The following is a 14,206-nucleotide window of genomic DNA, read 5'->3' as shown; positions in this document are numbered from 1 at the left end:
GGTCCGCCTTCTCTCCCGGCCGCCCGAGTGCGGCTGGGGGAGTTCTAGCGGCGTTGCAGGACCACCGTCAAGAGTTTGTCCGAACATTCTGACGCACCTGGGGCCCGGGAGCGGTGTCTCAGGGGCGTACGAGCAGCTGGAAGTCGAACGAGTAGCGCGAGGCCCGGTAGACGTGTGAGCCGAATTCGACCGCCCGCCCGGTGTCGTCGAACGTGGTGCGCTGCATGGTCAGGAGCGGCGCCCCCTCGGACTCCGCGAGCCGCGCCGCCTCCCCCGCTGTGGCGGCCCGCGCCCCAACAGACTGCCGGGCGCTGTGCAGGGTGATCCCGCAGGCGCGCATCATCCGGTAGAGCCCGGTGGATTCCAGCTCTTCGGTGGAGAGACCGAGCAGCCCGGGGGGCAGGTGATTGCGCAGCAGCGCCATGGGTTCGTCGTGTGCGGACCGCAGGCGTTCGACGAGGTGGACCTCGCTGCCTTCGGCGACGCCGAGCGCGGCGGCGACCTCGGCGGTGGCGGGTTCGACGGTGTTGCGCAGGACGAGGGTGGCGGGGCGCTGGCCGGCCTTCTCCAGGTCGTCGTAGAGCGAGCTGAGTTCGAGCGGGCGCCGGACCTGGCTGTGCACGACCTGCGTACCGACGCCCCGGCGGCGGACCATCAGCCCCTTGTCCACGAGCGACTGGATGGCCTGGCGGACCGTGGGGCGGGACAGGCCGAGCCGGGACGCGAGTTCGATCTCGTTGCCGAGGAGGCTGCCGGGGGCCAGCCGGCCCTGCTCGACGGCCGCCTCCAGCTGCTGCGACAGCTGGAAGTAGAGCGGCACCGGGCTGGTGCGGTCCACGCTCAGCGGGAGCGGCTGGTCGGTTCCTTGTGTGGGCACGGAACGAGCTTAGTTCGATTGTCCTGACAAAGCCATGCCGTTCCGAACGGGCGCACGACCCGTTCGGGTGGCCTGTTCATTTGTCAGGACAAACGCTTGACATGACGACAGGGCGACGCCACCTTGGGGCCATGCGCATCGGACTCATCGGAACGGGACGAATCGGCACCTTCCACGCGGAGGTGCTCAGCCGCCACCCCGCCGTGGATTCACTGGTGCTGGCCGACGCCGAACCGGAACGCGCGGCCCTGACCGCCGCCCGTACGGGTGCGACGGCGGCCTCGGTGGACGCACTCTTCGCCCGCGGCGCCGCCCTTGACGCGCTGGTGATCACCTCGGCGACCGCCGCCCACGCCGAACTCATCTCCCGTGCCGCCAGGTCCGGCCTCCCCGCCTTCTGCGAGAAACCGATCGCCGTCGACCTGCCGGGCACGCTGGGCGCCCTGGCCGAGGTCGAATCGGCGGGCACGGTCCTGCAACTGGGCTTCATGCGGCGCTTCGACGCCGGGTACGGCGCGGCCCGCGCCGCCGTACGGGAGGGGCGGCTCGGCCGGCTGCACACGGTGCGCGCGATCACCTCGGACCCCGCACCGCCGCCCGCCGCCTACCTCCCGCTCTCCGGGGGCCTGTACCGGGACTGCCTCGTCCATGACTTCGACATGGTGCGGTGGGTGACGGGCCGCGAGGTGGCGCAGGTGTACGCGACGGGGTCGGACGCCGGCCCCGCGATGTTCCGCGAGGCGGGTGACGTCGACGCGGCGGCGGTGCTGCTGACCCTGGACGACGGGACGCTCGTGACGGCGACGGCGACCCGGTGCAACGGCGCCGGGTACGACGTACGCATGGAGCTGGCGGGCGAGCTGGACCAGATCGCGGTCGGGCTGGACGACCGTACGCCCCTCACCTCGGCGGAGCCGCAGGGTCCCGGAGCCCCGCCGAAGCCGTGGCCCGGCTTCCTGGAGCGGTTCGCCCCGGCGTACGAGGCGGAGCTGGACGCGTTCGTCCGGGTGGTCCGGGGCGAGCTGGCGAATCCGTGCGACGGGCGGGAGGCGCTGCACGCGTTGCGGATCGCGGAGGCGTGCGAGTGGTCGCGGCGGGACCGTCGGCCGGTGGACCTGAGCGAGGTCCCGGGCGGCTGAACGGCGCCCGGGGCCCCGTGCCCTCATCGCCGGACGGGCTCAATCGGTTGGGGGCGGCATGCTCACCACGTCACCGGCAGACTCAGCGGCCCCCGGATCAGCATCCCCGTACGCCACCGCAGCTTCGACGGATCGGCGTCGAGCCGCAGGTCCGGGCAGCGCTCCAGCAGCGACCTGATCGCGATCCGCGCCTCGATCCGGGCCAGGGGTGCGCCGAGGCAGTAGTGGATGCCGTGCCCGAAGGCGACGTGCCCCCGTGCGTCCCGCGTGATGTCGAAGCGGTCGGGGTCCGCGTAGCGGGCGGGGTCCCGGTTGGCGTCCGCCATCGCGACGAGAACGAGCTCGCCCCCGCCGGGGATCACCGTGCCGCCCACGTCGAGCGGTTCGGTGGTGAAGCGGTACGTGGGGGTCTCGACCGGACCCTCGTAGCGCAGGGTCTCCTCCACCGCGTTGTCGATCAGGCCGAAGTCGGCGCGCAGAGCGGCCAGTTGCCCCGGGTGGTTGAGCAGCGCGAGCACACCGTTGGAGATCAGGTTGACCGTGGTCTCGTGACCCGCGACCAGCAGCAGCCAGGCCATGCCCATCAGCTCGTCGCCGGAGAGCCGGTCACCGTCGCCGTCGTCGTCCGCCGTGTGGATCAGCGCACTCATCAGGTCGTCGCCGGGCTCGGAGCGCTTCTGTTCGATGAGCCCGGCCAGAAAGGCGGTCATCGACGTGGTCGCCGAGACGCGCTCCTGCGCGTCGAGCGACGACACGGCGATGTTGGACCACTGGCGGAACGCCTGCCGGTCGAGGAACGGCACCCCGAGGAGTTCGCAGATGACGGACATCGGCAGCGGGAAGGCCAAAGCCTCCACCAGGTCGGTGCCACGCCCGGGACCCGCGAGCATGGTGTCGAGCAGTTCGTCCGTCAACACCTGAATGCGTGGAGCTAGTTGATCCATCCGGCGCGGGGTGAACTCCCGGGTCACCAGCTTGCGCAACCGCGTGTGCACGGGAGCGTCCGAGCTGAGCATGGACGTTCCGGCCGACACCTTGCTGACACCCAGCGCGGGTGAGGCCCGGCGCCATTCCTTGGACAGCCGCTGGTCGGCCAGGAGTTCACGGCCGGCCTCGTATCCGACGACGAGCCACGCGGGCGTGCCCTCCGGCATCAGAATCCGGTGGACGGGACCGAGCGCCCGCAGTTCCGCGTAGACGGGGTAGGGGTCGCGGGTGAAGTCCTCGCCGAGCGCGGCGAGGTCGACGAGCGATTCGGTGGTCAACGCGGGTCCCTTCAGGGCTGCTTGGCGGACAGAACGGTCCCTTGCGCGACGGCGCAGAGGGTCTGTTCGCCGTCGTCGCCGACGGTGAACAGGTCACAGCGGACCACGGCCTGGCGGCGGCCGGAGTGCACGACGGTGGCACGGGCGGACAGGGTGTGTCCGGTGGCCGGACGGACGTACTGGATGGAGAACCCGCCGGTCAGTACGGCGGGGCCGAGCGTGGTGCCCGCCGCGAAGGTGATCGCGTTGTCGGCGGCGTAGGCCAGCACGCCGCCGTGCAGGAAGCCGTTCTGCTGCTGGAGTTCGGGCCGGACGTCGACGTCGAGGGTCGCCCCGCCGTCCCCGAAGGCCGTGATGCGTGCCCCGACGAGGACGCTGAACGGCTGGCTGTCGAGGACCTTCTGTGCCGACCGGAGATCGAGTGCGCTCATGACCGGTGCTCCTGCCTCACCAGCGCACCGGCAACCGCCGGACCCCTCGCATGAGCAGGCCCGGCAGCCAGTCGGGCTCGCCGCCCTCCGGGTCGCGTGCCAGTTCCGGGCACCGCTCCAGCAGCGTACGGATCGCGATCCGGCCCTCCATCCGGGCGAGCGGCGCGCCCAGGCAGAAGTGGATGCCGTGGCCGAAGGCCAGGTGTCCCCTGGCCTCGCGGCGGATGTCGAAGGCGTCCGGTTCCGGGTAGCGGACGGGGTCGCGGTCGGCGGAGGCCAGGGCGACGAGCACCGCCTCGCCCGCCGGAATGACGGTCGGGCCGATCCGCACCGGCTCGCGGGTGAAACGGAAGGTCGCGGTCTCCACCGGTCCGTCGTAGCGGAGCATCTCCTCGACCGCACCGTCGATGAGACCGGGATCGGCACGGAGCAGGGCCAGTTGTTCCGGGTGGTCGAGCAGCGCGCGTACCCCGTTGGAGATCAGGTTGACGGTCGTCTCGTGACCTGCCACCAGCAACAGGAAGGCCATGCCCACGAGTTCGTCGGGCGACAGCCGGTCGCCGCCGTCGTCGCGTGCCTCGATGAGGGCGCTCATCAGGTCCTGGCCGGGCGCGCGGCGCTTGTCCTCGATCAGCTCGACGAGGTAAGCGCCCATGGCACGGACCGCTTCGCCCTCCTGCTCGGCCGATGACGGTGCGACGATGCCGCCCGACATCAGCCGGAACGCGTACCGGTCCAGGTCCGGTACGCCGATGAGCTCGCAGATGACCGTCATCGGCAGCGGGAAGGCAAGTGCGTCCACGAGATCGGCGCGCCCGGCGGGGAGCATCGCGTCGAGCAACTGGTCGGTGACCTGCTGGACCCGTGGCCGCAGTGCTTCGACGCGGCGTGCGGTGAACTCCCGGGCGACGAGTTTGCGCAGCCGGGTGTGGTGCGGTGCGTCCATCTCCAGCATGTTCGCGTTGATCGAGCCCGCGGAGGCCGACCAGGTGTCGCCCGTGCGCCAGTCCTTGCTGAAGCGCTGGTCCGCGAGGGCGGCCCTGGCCTCCTCGTATCCGACGATCAGCCAGATCCGGTCGAAGCCCTCGGCGCGGAGTGTGTGCACGGGGCCCTCGGCGCGCATCTTCGCGTAGTACGGATACGGATTGGCCGTGAAATCGTGTGCCTCGCGCAAATCGACCATTGCCATGGCCGGCCCCCTTCCGGTCCGATCGGTTCAGCGTATGCCGCCGCCTCCGCCCGCGTCCTCGTCGAGCAGGCCCGCGTCGTGGATCAACAACGCGATCTGGACACGGTTGTTGAGCCCGAGCTTGGCGAGGATGCGGGAGACGTGCGTCTTCACGGTGGCCACGCTCAGGTAGAGCGCGGCGGCGATCTCCGCGTTGGAAGCGCCCCGTCCGACCGCGAGCGCCACGGCCTGTTCGCGCTCGGCGAGCCCGGCGAGCCGTTGCCTCGCCCGGTCCGTGCGGCCCGCGCGGTCGTCCGGTGCGCCGCCCGCGGCACGGGCCATGAGCTGCCGGGTGACGGCGGGCGAGAGGACCGGATCACCGGCGGCGACGCGCCGCACGGACTCGACGATCTGGGCGGGCGGGGTGTCTTTCAGGACAAAGCCCGCCGCCCCGGCGCGGATGGCGCGCAGCACCTGCTCGTCGGCGTGGAAGGTGGTGAGGACGACGACTTCGGGGGCGTCGGGGCGGCGCCGTACGGCCTCGGTGGCGGTGAGCCCGTCCATGACGGGCATCCGGATGTCCATCAGCACGACGTCGGGGCGCAGCCGGTCGACGAGCTCTTCGACCTCGGTGCCGTCGGCGCCCTCGCCCACGATGTCGATGGAGTCGGCCCCGCCGAGCATCAGGGTGAGCCCGGCGCGTACGAGCGGGTCGTCGTCGACGATGAGCAGCCGGACCGGTTGCGCCACCGGGGGCGTCGGGGTGTTCATGCCGCCCACGGTAGCCAGGCCCGGACGCCGAACCCGCCATCGGGTTCCGGGCCGTGGCCGAGGTGGCCCCCCGTGAGAGTGGCGCGTTCGGTGAGACCGATGAGGCCCTGGCCCGAGCCGGGGACCCGTTCGAAGGGTTCGACGGGGGCGGGGTTGCGTGCCTCGACCGTGAGCCCCTCGCCGGGCCCGCCGGTCAGGGTGAGGTTGACCTCGGTGCCCGGTGCGTGCTTACGGGCGTTGGTGAGGCACTCCTGGGCGATGCGGTAGACGGTGCGGCCCAGGGCGGCGGGGGCCGCCGCGGGGTCGGCGACTCGGTTGTCGAGGGTGACCTTCGTGCCGGCGAGACGGGACTCGGCGACCAGGGCGTCCAGGCTGAGGAGGGTGGGCTGCGGCCGGTCGCCCTCGTCGCCTTCGCCTGGGGCGCGCAGGACACCGATGATCTCGCGGAGGTCCTGGAGTGCCTCGTGGGCGCTGTCCCGGATGACTCCGGCGGCCCGGGCTACCTCGGCCGGGGGTGCGTCCGGCCGGAACTCCAGGGCGCCCGCGTGGACGCTGAGGAGCGTCAGCCGGTGGGCGAGGACGTCGTGCATCTCGCGGGCGATGGCCTCGCGGGCCAGCCGCTGGGCCTGTTCCGCGCGGAGGGCGGCCTCGGCCTCGGCGCGGCGGGCGCGTTCACGGAGGGTGAGGACGAGCCGGCGTCCGGACCGTACGACCATGCCCCAGCTGAGGACCAGCAGGATGAGGAGGACGCCGACGACGATGGAGGCGATGAACGAGACGCCCGGGTCGGGTCGCAGCCACGGTTGCAGGGGTGCGGCGGCCAGGGCGCCGGCGCCGACGAGCGCGACCGGCTTGAACGGCCGGTGCACGGCCAGGCTGAACAGGGCGATCAGCAGGGCTCCGGCCGCCACGGGCTCGACGATGCCGACGACCGTGAGGGTCACGGCGAGCGCGACGGGCCACCGCCTGCGGACCCACAGCGCGCAGCAGGCCGCGGCGCCGATCAGCGCGTCGACGAAGACGAGCGCGTCAGGTGTCGTCCGGTCCGCCTCCACCGTGCCGATGGCGAGCATGCCGACGCCCGCCGCACAGAGGAAGGCGGTGATGTCGACCGCCCAGTCCCGCACCGTGCGGCGCGGCCTGTCCCGGTCGCCGGGCAGTTCGGGGTCCGCCATCGCCGACGGCAGCAGCCAGCGGTAGTCCGTTCGCGTCATGCCTGCAACGCTACGCAGGCCGGAGCCCCGGAACGGGCGCCGGACGCCGGGAAGCGACCGAAGTCGTACAGCTCGGAGACTTTCGGAGCGGCCTCGCAGACCGGTGGCCGATGCAGGCGTGCGACCGTACGCGCAAGGCTCGGCGCATGAAGAAATTCGTCGAGTCGGTGGGCTTTGTCGTCTTCGTTCAGGGCATGGCCGGACTGCTGCACGAGTGGACGGGATGGTTCCGGCTCTGGACGGTGGTGCGGCGGGTCGACTTCCTCGGTGGGAACGCGACGTTCGTCCATATCGTGCTCGTGGTGACGGGCGTCGCGGTGATGATCGCGGCCGACGCGATCAAGGAGTGACGGCGGCGCTGTCCGCGCTGCGACGCCCCCACGCGGTCCCGGCCAGCACCAGCGCGGCGCCCAGCACTCCGAGTAGGCCGAGCCGCTCCCCGCCGATGGAGATGCCCACGGCGGCGGCCCACAGGGGTTCCGTACCGAGCAGAAGACTGACCCGGGACGGCGAGGTGCGGCGTACGGACCACATCTGCACGAAGAACGCGAAGAGCGTGCAGAAGACGGAGAGGAACACCAGCCCCGCCCACTCCCGGACGCCGAAGTCCGCGGCCACGGTCCACGGCGCCGCTCCGGTGCCGGGAAGGGCCGCGAGAACGGCGAAGACGGCGACGGCGCCGCCGAGCTGAACGGTCGTCAGCGACAGCGAGTCGGCGTCCTGGACGGACTTGATCCGGGCCATCAGCAGCACGTGGACGGTACGGGCGAGGGCGGCCAGCAGCATGAGGACATCGCCCGTCGAGGGGCTGGTGAAGCCGCCGCCCTGGGTGAGGAGGAGTACGCCCGCGACCGAGAACCCGGCCGCGGCGAGGAAGGCCCCGGGCGGCCTGATCCTCGTCACGGCGGCCTCGGCGAGCGGGGTGAAGATCATCGTGAGGCTGATGATGAGCCCAGCGTTGGTCGCGGAGGTGTGGACGACGCCGTACGTCTCCAGCAGGAAGATCCCGCTGAGTACGAGCCCGAGCAGACCGGCGCCGCGCCACTGCGCCGCGCTCAGCGCGCGGAGCCTGCGCCATCCGGCGGCCACCAGGACGGGCAGCACGATCGCGAACCGCAGGACGAGGACGGCGATGACGGTGTGGGTCGTCGTGATGCCCTTGGCCGCGAGATAGCTCGAACCCCAGACGGCGGCGACGACCAGCACTGGCAGATCGGTGAGCCACGCGCGGCGCGGCGGCGCGAGGGTGGGCATGGCAATCGAGGACACCTGGATCTCCTGGTTCTCCACAGAGGAACGGATGTGTGGAGACCTCGCCGGCTCGCACGCGGAACGATCACCGTACCGGCCGGGCCCGGCCTGCGGGAACACCCGTCTCACGGGCCGGATCCCGGTTCGCCTCGACCGTGCGCGCGCGCCGGCCGAGCGGTACGCCGAGGGGTGAGCGGGGATCACGCGTCCTCCATGGCCCACTCCTCCGCTCACTCCTCGACTCACTCCTCAGCGGGGATGGAGCCGAACTCCGGCCGTCCGGCGGGCCGGTAGGTGTGGATCGCGACGCCACTGGGTGTCGTCCTGGAGCCGGTGAGTTCGAAGGCGGTGGGCAGACCGCCGTCCGGGAACAGCCGTTGCCCGTGCCCCAGGAAGACCGGGTAGACCAGCAGGTTGTACTCGTCGATCAGGCCGTGCTCCATCAGGGAGGCGGCCAGCGTGCCACTGCCGTGGATCTGCAGTTCGCCGCCCTCGGTCCGCTCCTTCAGCCGGGCCACCTCGGCGGCGACGTCGGTGGACACCACGGTCGTGTGCTCCCACGCCGGCTGCTGCCCGAGAGTCGTGGACACGACGTACTTCGGCAGGGCGTTGAGGCGGCTCGCGACCGGGTCGTCGGGGTCGGTCACCTTGGGCCAGTAGCCCGCGAAGATGTCGTACGTACGCCGCCCCAGGAGGAAGGCGGCCGACCGGCCGAACAGCTCGTTGACGAACTGCATCATGCCCTCGTCCACGAAGGGCACGACCCAGCCGCCGAACTCGAATCCGTCTCTGCGGTCCTCGTCGGGGCCTCCCGGGCCCTGCATGACGCCGTCCAGGGACAGGAAGGTGGTGAGGGTCAGTTTCGCCATGGCTCTTCTCCTCCGGAGATCCCGCCGGCCGACTGCCGGCCCCGCGCCCGCACTACTTCTGACCCCACTGTCACCCGTAACTCATCGGTCCACCCGGTGCGCGTACGAGGGGTGGGCGTCCGTTTCCCGCCGGTATCCCTGGCTCGCGAGGACTTTCCTGGTTCTCGTCGCCAGTACGGCGGCGCTCACCGAGTGGCAAGGAACCCCGATATGACCAGCAGCAACAGGACCGCACTCGTCACCGGCGGCAGCCGGGGCATCGGCGCGGCCACCGCCCTCCGGCTCGCGCAGGAGGGGGTCGACGTGGCGCTGACCTACGTGCACGACGAGGCGGGTGCCCAGGCCGTCGTCCGCAAGATCGAGGGGTACGGCCGCCGGGCCGTCGCCCTGCGTGCCGACGCCGCCGACGCCGCGTCGCCCGAGGCCGCCGTGAACGGCGCCGCCGATGCCCTGGGCCGCCTCGACATCCTCGTCAACAACGCCGGGATCGGCGTCCTCGGACCCATCGCCTCGCTCACGGACGCCGACATCGACCGGGTCCTCGCCGTGAACGTACGGGCCGTGTTCCTCGCCTGCCGCGCGGCGGCCGGCCGGATGAGCGACGGGGGCCGCATCATCTCCGTCGGTACGGCCCTGAGCAGGTACGCGGGCGGTCCCGGCGGGACGCTCTACGCGATGAGCAAGTCCGCCCTCGCGGGTCTCACCAAGCCGCTCGCCCGTGAGCTCGGCCCGCGCGGCATCACGGTGAACCTGATCCAGCCCGGGCCGGTCGACACCGACCTCAACCCGGCCGACGGCCCGTTCGCGGCGGGTCAGCGCGCGGCCACGGCGCTGGACCGGTTCGGCACGACCGACGAGGTCGCTTCCCTGATCGCGTACCTGGCGAGCGACGACGCGGCGTACATCACCGGTACGGAGGTGGTGGTGGACGGCGGCCACGCCGCGTGACCCACCGACCCGCCGGGCGGGGCAGGCCGGCTCCCGGCCCGCGCCGCCCGGCGGGTCGTCCTACGCCGGCCGGGCAGCCACGCGAACGGAAGGGGAGACCATGTCCGGCAGCACCGGTTCGGCGGCGACCCCGAGGCGCACGAGGAGTTCTGGCCTCGGTGCGCGAGCGGGGCGGGAGCAGGGCGCGATCCGGCGCCGCCGCGTCAGCGGTTGCGGGGCGTGACCTCGGCCATGCGGCCCCAACCCTCGCCCGGCAGATCGACGTTGATGATCTCCGGCACCTCGGACACCAGCTCGGACATCGTCTCCATCGCCGCCGCGAAGTGCGCGGACTTCACATGCGCCTCGCCCGCCTCCGGTGAGGCGAAGGCTTCGAGCAGGACGAACTGGTCCGGGTTCTCGACGCTGTACGACCACTCGAAGAACAGGTTTCCCGGCTCCTCGCGGGTGGCCAGGGTGAAGTCGTGCACGGCCGGGAGCCAGTTGTCCCGCTCGGCGCTGCGCACGGTGAATTTGACGGCGATGAAGATCATGGAAACTCCTGGTCGGTACGTCCGGCGGGTCCCCATTCAAGCCCGTTCGGCCATCGAGGACAAAACGGCGACCGCCGTGCGTGCCGAACGCTTCTCAGCCCCCCAGTTCGCGGTGGCGTGCGGCCAGCGCCGCCGTGCCCTCCTCGGTCAGCGAGCCGAAGAGCCGCAGCCGTGAGATTCCGCCGTCCGGGAAGATGTCGATCCGGACGTGGGTGCCGACGACGGCCTCCGGCAGGACGAAGCGGTGGTTGGTGTCGGGCTGGAGCCGGGTCCGGGGCAGGAGCTCGGCCCAGTCGCCGGTGTCGCCGTCCCGCACCGAGAGCGTCGCCCAGCCCGCCGAGTTGCCCTTGAGGTAAGCGGTGTCGATCTCGACGGCGCCGATCCGGGACCGCGCGGCCAGCCGGTAGCGAATCCAGTCGTTGCCCCGGTCGCGGCGGCGCCGGGTCTCCCAGCCGTCGTCCATCTTGTGGGAGCGGCCGGGCTGGATCGTGTTCGTGGCCGGGGAGTAGAAGCGGTCGGATGCGTCCTCGACCTGTGTGCCGTTCTCCAGGGCCGCGAGGTCGAAGGTGCCGAGCGCGGCCAGCCAGGCGGGGTCGGGGGCCACTTCCCCGTACACCCGCAGGCGGGCTATCCCGCCGTCCGGGTGCTGGTTGACCCGCAGGTGGGTGAAGCGCTGCTCGGTTTCGACGACGAAGCCGTTGGCCGCGTGGCCGCCGACGGCCGTACGGGGGACGAGGGTTGTCCACTTCACGTCCGGCGCGAGCAGTTCCTCGGGCGAAGGGGCGCCGGCCAGGGAGACCGCCTGGACGGAAACCGCCTGCGGGTAGTTCCCCCGGAAGTGCGCGGTGTCGACGACCAGTCCGCGTACGACGCCGGGTGCCCCGAGCCGGACGAGCGCCCAGTCGTGGTCCTCCGCGGTCGGGTGGGGCCGCGCGGCGCTCGCGCCGCGACGGCGCCGGGTCTCCCAGCCGTCCATGATCTTGCCCTTGTGCCCGAAGCGCTCGGGGTCGAAGGCGGCGGGTCCGGGCTTCAGCAGATTCTCGCGCTCGGCGAAGAACTCGTCGTTGGCGGCGATCACTCCGGCGCCGAGGCGGCGGTCGGCGAGGTCGACGAGCCGGCTGAAGGGGAAGTCCGCGGTGCGGTAGTCGGCGTACGGGTCGCCGCCGCCGTACGGGTTCGCGTCACCGGTGAAGTGCGGGATCGCCGTCATGGTCAGGAGTTCCTTTCGAGCAGTCGGCCGGTGGGTTCGGCGAGGACGCCCTCGTCCGCGATCCGTACGCCGCGCAGCCAGGTGGACTTCACGACGCCGTGCAGGGTCTTGCCCGCGTAGGCGGTGACCTGGTTGCGGTGGAAGAGCGCGGCCGGGTCGACGGCGAAGGTCTCGTCGGGGGCGAGGACGGCGAAGTCGGCGTCGCGGCCGGCCTCGATGGCGCCCTTGCGGGTCAGTCCGGCCAGTTCGGCGGGGGCGGCGGACATCCAGCGCACCACGTCGTCGAGGGCGTGGCCGCGCCTGCGGGCCTCGGTCCAGATGGCGGGGAGGCCGAGCTGGAGGGAGGAGATGCCGCCCCACGCGGAGGCGAAGTCCGGCGTCTTGAGGTCGGTGGTGCAGGGCGAGTGGTCGGAGACGATGCAGTCGATCGTGCCGTCGGCGAGCCCCTGCCACAGCGCGTCCTGGTTGGCGGCCTCCCGGATGGGCGGACAGCATTTGAACTCCGTCGCCCCGTCCGGGACCTCCTCGGCGGTGAGGGTGAGGAAGTGCGGGCAGGACTCGACGGAGACCCGGACGCCCTCGCGCTTGGCGGCGGCGATCGGCTCCAGCGCGTCGCTGGACGACAGGTGCAGGACGTGGACGCGGGCGTTCAGCCGCCTGGCCTGCGCGATGAGGCCGACGATCGCGGTGTTCTCCGCGTCGCGCGGACGGGAGGCGAGGAAGTCGGCGTACGCGGGCCCGCCGCGCTGCGGGGCGGACTCCAGGTGGTGCGGGTCCTCGGCGTGCACGATCAGCAGCCCGCCGAGGTCCGAGACCTCGGCCATGGAGCGGGCCAGCTGCTCCTGGTCCAGCTCCGGGAACTCCTCGACGCCCGAGGGGGAAAGGAAGCACTTGAAGCCGAAGACCCCGGCCTCGTACAGGGGACGCAGGTCCTTGGTGTTGGACGGGATCGCGCCGCCCCAGAAGCCCGTGTCGACGTGCACCTTGGGTGCGGCCACCTGCTGCTTGGTCCGCAGGTGGCCGACGGTCGTGGTCGGCGGGAGGGAGTTGAGCGGCATGTCGAGGAGGGTGGTGATGCCGCCCGCGGCGGCTGCGCGGGTGGCGGTGAAGAAGCCCTCCCACTCGGTGCGGCCCGGGTCGTTCACATGCACATGGGTGTCGACGAGGCCGGGCATCAGGACGTCGTCGCCGAAGTCCTCCAGGCGGGCGCCCTCGGGCACCTCGGTGTCGTACGGAAGGACGGCGTCGATCGTCCCGTCGGCGACGGCGACCATCGCGGGGCGCGTCCCTCCGGGGGTGACGACGCGCGTCGAGCGCAGTACCAGGTTCACGTCCGCACCGGACACCCGTGCTCCTCACTTCGCGGTTTCAACGAACTGTTGAAGGAGTCTTCATCGGGGATTCTTCCTCGTCAAGACCTTCACTGTGCCCGCCGGACAGCGAGCCGACCACCGGTGAGGGCGCCTGGAGGTTTCCACGAAGTAAAAGGATAATTCCGTAGTGCGGAATGTAACATGGACCAGGAGGAGCCTCCGGTGACCGCCCCGCCGACCTGCGGCACCGGACAGAACAGCCCCTGACCGGCAAGGACGCCGCTCCGGGAACAGTGGGCCGATCGGGAACCGCCCGGTAGGCTGGCGCCTTGCTGTTCCGCATCGAAAGGACCGTTGACGTGCCGCCGTCCCACGCCAGCACATCCGACTCCAAGCCCGCCGGCCCCAGCGGCGGTGTGCAGTCCCTTGAACGCGCCTTCGATCTGCTGGAACGGATGGCGGACGCCGGGGGCGAGGTCGGGCTGAGCGAGCTCTCCGCGAGCAGCGGACTGCCCCTGCCGACCATTCACCGGCTGATGCGCACCCTGGTCGTGTGCGGCTACGTCCGTCAGCAGCCCAACCGCCGCTACGCGCTCGGCCCGCGGCTGATCCGGCTCGGCGAGTCCGCGTCCCGGCTGCTCGGCACCTGGGCCCGCCCGTACCTCCAGCGCCTGGTCGAGGAGACCGGCGAGACGGCGAACATGGCACTGCTGGACGGCGACGAGATCGTGTACGTCGCCCAGGTCCCCTCGAAGCACTCGATGCGCATGTTCACGGAGGTGGGCCGCCGGGTCCTCCCCCACTCCACGGGTGTGGGCAAGGCCCTCCTGGCGAACACCCCGGCCGACGAGGTGCGGGCCCTGCTCGCCCGCACGGGCATGCCGGCCGCGACCGAGAAGACCATCACCACTCCGGACGGCTTCCTCGACGCACTGGAGCTGGTACGCAGAGCCGGTTACGCGGTGGACGACAACGAGCAGGAGATCGGGGTGCGTTGCCTGGCGGTCTCCGTACCCAACTCCCCCACGTCGGCGGCGATCTCCATCTCGGGTCCCGCGGGGCGGGTGACGGAGGCGGCGACGGAGCGGATCGTGCCGATCCTCCAGCAGGTCGCGAAGGAGCTCTCCGAGGCGCTGGCGAGCAGCGGCACCACGAGCTGAGGCCGCGTCCCGGGCCTCGGGACGGTCCTGATCCTCGATCGCCGGGCGGGCCCGATG

At 71.8% G+C, this 14,206-nt stretch carries 15 protein-coding genes; 4 read left to right on the top strand and 11 right to left on the bottom strand.

Annotation, left to right across the window (positions count from 1 at the left end; genetic code table 11):
• Positions 1 to 118 precede the first annotated feature (118 nt).
• Positions 119 to 877 carry a GntR family transcriptional regulator gene (locus ACFWSK_RS30065; protein ID WP_383792932.1) on the bottom strand — a complete coding sequence of 253 codons (759 nt, stop codon included), beginning with the start codon at positions 875 to 877 and terminating at the stop codon, positions 119 to 121.
• Positions 878 to 1,008: 131 nt separating this feature from the next.
• Between ACFWSK_RS30065 and ACFWSK_RS30060 the strand changes: the two genes are divergently transcribed.
• Entirely contained in the window at positions 1,009 to 2,016 is a 1,008-nt protein-coding gene (locus ACFWSK_RS30060) for a Gfo/Idh/MocA family oxidoreductase (RefSeq protein ID WP_383792929.1), read from the top strand.
• A gap of 62 nt (positions 2,017 to 2,078) precedes the next feature.
• On the opposite strand, the gene ACFWSK_RS30055 is transcribed toward ACFWSK_RS30060, so the two are convergent.
• The 5 genes from ACFWSK_RS30055 to ACFWSK_RS30035 are packed head-to-tail and all read right to left on the bottom strand — an operon-like array spanning position 2,079 to position 6,865.
• Entirely contained in the window at positions 2,079 to 3,281 is a 1,203-nt protein-coding gene (locus ACFWSK_RS30055; RefSeq protein ID WP_383792925.1) for a cytochrome P450, read from the bottom strand.
• 11 nt (positions 3,282 to 3,292) lie between these two features.
• Positions 3,293 to 3,712 carry a PaaI family thioesterase gene (locus ACFWSK_RS30050; RefSeq protein WP_383792922.1) on the bottom strand — a complete coding sequence of 140 codons (420 nt, stop codon included), beginning with the start codon at positions 3,710 to 3,712 and terminating at the stop codon, positions 3,293 to 3,295.
• A gap of 16 nt (positions 3,713 to 3,728) precedes the next feature.
• Positions 3,729 to 4,901 carry a cytochrome P450 gene (locus ACFWSK_RS30045; RefSeq protein ID WP_383792920.1) on the bottom strand — a complete coding sequence of 391 codons (1,173 nt, stop codon included), beginning with the start codon at positions 4,899 to 4,901 and terminating at the stop codon, positions 3,729 to 3,731.
• A gap of 27 nt (positions 4,902 to 4,928) precedes the next feature.
• Complete coding sequence (locus tag ACFWSK_RS30040; RefSeq protein WP_383792917.1) at positions 4,929 to 5,651, bottom strand: response regulator; 723 nt, start codon at positions 5,649 to 5,651, stop codon at positions 4,929 to 4,931.
• The gene (locus ACFWSK_RS30035; RefSeq protein WP_383792915.1) at positions 5,648 to 6,865 is read right to left on the bottom strand and encodes a sensor histidine kinase; all 1,218 of its coding nucleotides are present in this window, start codon (positions 6,863 to 6,865) and stop codon (positions 5,648 to 5,650) included. The genes ACFWSK_RS30040 and ACFWSK_RS30035 overlap by 4 nt, the downstream gene beginning before the upstream one ends.
• A 146-nt stretch (positions 6,866 to 7,011) precedes the next feature.
• On the opposite strand from ACFWSK_RS30035, the gene ACFWSK_RS30030 reads away from it, so the two are divergent.
• Positions 7,012 to 7,215 (top strand): hypothetical protein, encoded by a 204-nt coding sequence (locus ACFWSK_RS30030; protein ID WP_383792912.1) that lies wholly within the window; start codon positions 7,012 to 7,014, stop codon positions 7,213 to 7,215.
• On the opposite strand, the gene ACFWSK_RS30025 is transcribed toward ACFWSK_RS30030, so the two are convergent.
• Positions 7,205 to 8,119 (bottom strand): DMT family transporter, encoded by a 915-nt coding sequence (locus tag ACFWSK_RS30025; RefSeq protein WP_383792998.1) that lies wholly within the window; start codon positions 8,117 to 8,119, stop codon positions 7,205 to 7,207. The genes ACFWSK_RS30030 and ACFWSK_RS30025 overlap by 11 nt on opposite strands.
• Positions 8,120 to 8,358: 239 nt before the next feature.
• The gene (locus tag ACFWSK_RS30020; protein ID WP_383792909.1) at positions 8,359 to 8,985 is read right to left on the bottom strand and encodes a dihydrofolate reductase family protein; all 627 of its coding nucleotides are present in this window, start codon (positions 8,983 to 8,985) and stop codon (positions 8,359 to 8,361) included.
• A gap of 210 nt (positions 8,986 to 9,195) precedes the next feature.
• Between ACFWSK_RS30020 and ACFWSK_RS30015 the strand changes: the two genes are divergently transcribed.
• Complete coding sequence (locus ACFWSK_RS30015; RefSeq protein ID WP_383792906.1) at positions 9,196 to 9,933, top strand: SDR family oxidoreductase; 738 nt, start codon at positions 9,196 to 9,198, stop codon at positions 9,931 to 9,933.
• Between the two features lie 203 nt (positions 9,934 to 10,136).
• Here ACFWSK_RS30015 and ACFWSK_RS30010 read toward each other — a convergent pair whose 3' ends face one another.
• From ACFWSK_RS30010 to allB, 3 genes are all read right to left on the bottom strand, one after another.
• Entirely contained in the window at positions 10,137 to 10,466 is a 330-nt protein-coding gene (locus ACFWSK_RS30010; RefSeq protein ID WP_383792904.1) for a putative quinol monooxygenase, read from the bottom strand.
• Positions 10,467 to 10,560: 94 nt separating this feature from the next.
• Positions 10,561 to 11,676 carry an allantoicase gene (gene alc, locus ACFWSK_RS30005; RefSeq protein WP_383792901.1) on the bottom strand — a complete coding sequence of 372 codons (1,116 nt, stop codon included), beginning with the start codon at positions 11,674 to 11,676 and terminating at the stop codon, positions 10,561 to 10,563.
• Between the two features lie 2 nt (positions 11,677 to 11,678).
• Positions 11,679 to 13,022 carry an allantoinase AllB gene (allB, locus tag ACFWSK_RS30000; protein WP_383792898.1) on the bottom strand — a complete coding sequence of 448 codons (1,344 nt, stop codon included), beginning with the start codon at positions 13,020 to 13,022 and terminating at the stop codon, positions 11,679 to 11,681.
• Positions 13,023 to 13,348: 326 nt separating this feature from the next.
• Here allB and ACFWSK_RS29995 point away from each other — a divergent pair, with 326 nt between their 5' ends.
• The gene (locus ACFWSK_RS29995; protein WP_383792895.1) at positions 13,349 to 14,149 is read left to right on the top strand and encodes an IclR family transcriptional regulator; all 801 of its coding nucleotides are present in this window, start codon (positions 13,349 to 13,351) and stop codon (positions 14,147 to 14,149) included.
• Positions 14,150 to 14,206 lie beyond the last annotated feature (57 nt).

This window comes from Streptomyces sp. NPDC058620 (assembly GCF_042717135.1).
GTDB lineage: Bacteria > Actinomycetota > Actinomycetes > Streptomycetales > Streptomycetaceae > Streptomyces.
This window is presented reverse-complemented; position numbering and strand designations above follow the sequence as displayed.

Excerpts from the sequence above, each read along its gene's own strand:
- ACFWSK_RS30060 (WP_383792929.1), top strand. The coding sequence starts at position 1,009 with ATGCGCATCGGACTCATCGGAACGGGACGAATCGGCACCTTCCACGCG.
- ACFWSK_RS30050 (WP_383792922.1), bottom strand. The coding sequence starts at position 3,712 with ATGAGCGCACTCGATCTCCGGTCGGCACAGAAGGTCCTCGACAGCCAG.
- ACFWSK_RS30045 (WP_383792920.1), bottom strand. The coding sequence starts at position 4,901 with ATGGCAATGGTCGATTTGCGCGAGGCACACGATTTCACGGCCAATCCG.
- ACFWSK_RS30040 (WP_383792917.1), bottom strand. The coding sequence starts at position 5,651 with ATGAACACCCCGACGCCCCCGGTGGCGCAACCGGTCCGGCTGCTCATC.
- ACFWSK_RS30035 (WP_383792915.1), bottom strand. The coding sequence starts at position 6,865 with ATGACGCGAACGGACTACCGCTGGCTGCTGCCGTCGGCGATGGCGGAC.
- ACFWSK_RS30030 (WP_383792912.1), top strand. The coding sequence starts at position 7,012 with ATGAAGAAATTCGTCGAGTCGGTGGGCTTTGTCGTCTTCGTTCAGGGC.
- ACFWSK_RS30025 (WP_383792998.1), bottom strand. The coding sequence starts at position 8,119 with ATGCCCACCCTCGCGCCGCCGCGCCGCGCGTGGCTCACCGATCTGCCA.
- ACFWSK_RS30020 (WP_383792909.1), bottom strand. The coding sequence starts at position 8,985 with ATGGCGAAACTGACCCTCACCACCTTCCTGTCCCTGGACGGCGTCATG.
- ACFWSK_RS30015 (WP_383792906.1), top strand. The coding sequence starts at position 9,196 with ATGACCAGCAGCAACAGGACCGCACTCGTCACCGGCGGCAGCCGGGGC.
- ACFWSK_RS30010 (WP_383792904.1), bottom strand. The coding sequence starts at position 10,466 with ATGATCTTCATCGCCGTCAAATTCACCGTGCGCAGCGCCGAGCGGGAC.
- alc (WP_383792901.1), bottom strand. The coding sequence starts at position 11,676 with ATGACGGCGATCCCGCACTTCACCGGTGACGCGAACCCGTACGGCGGC.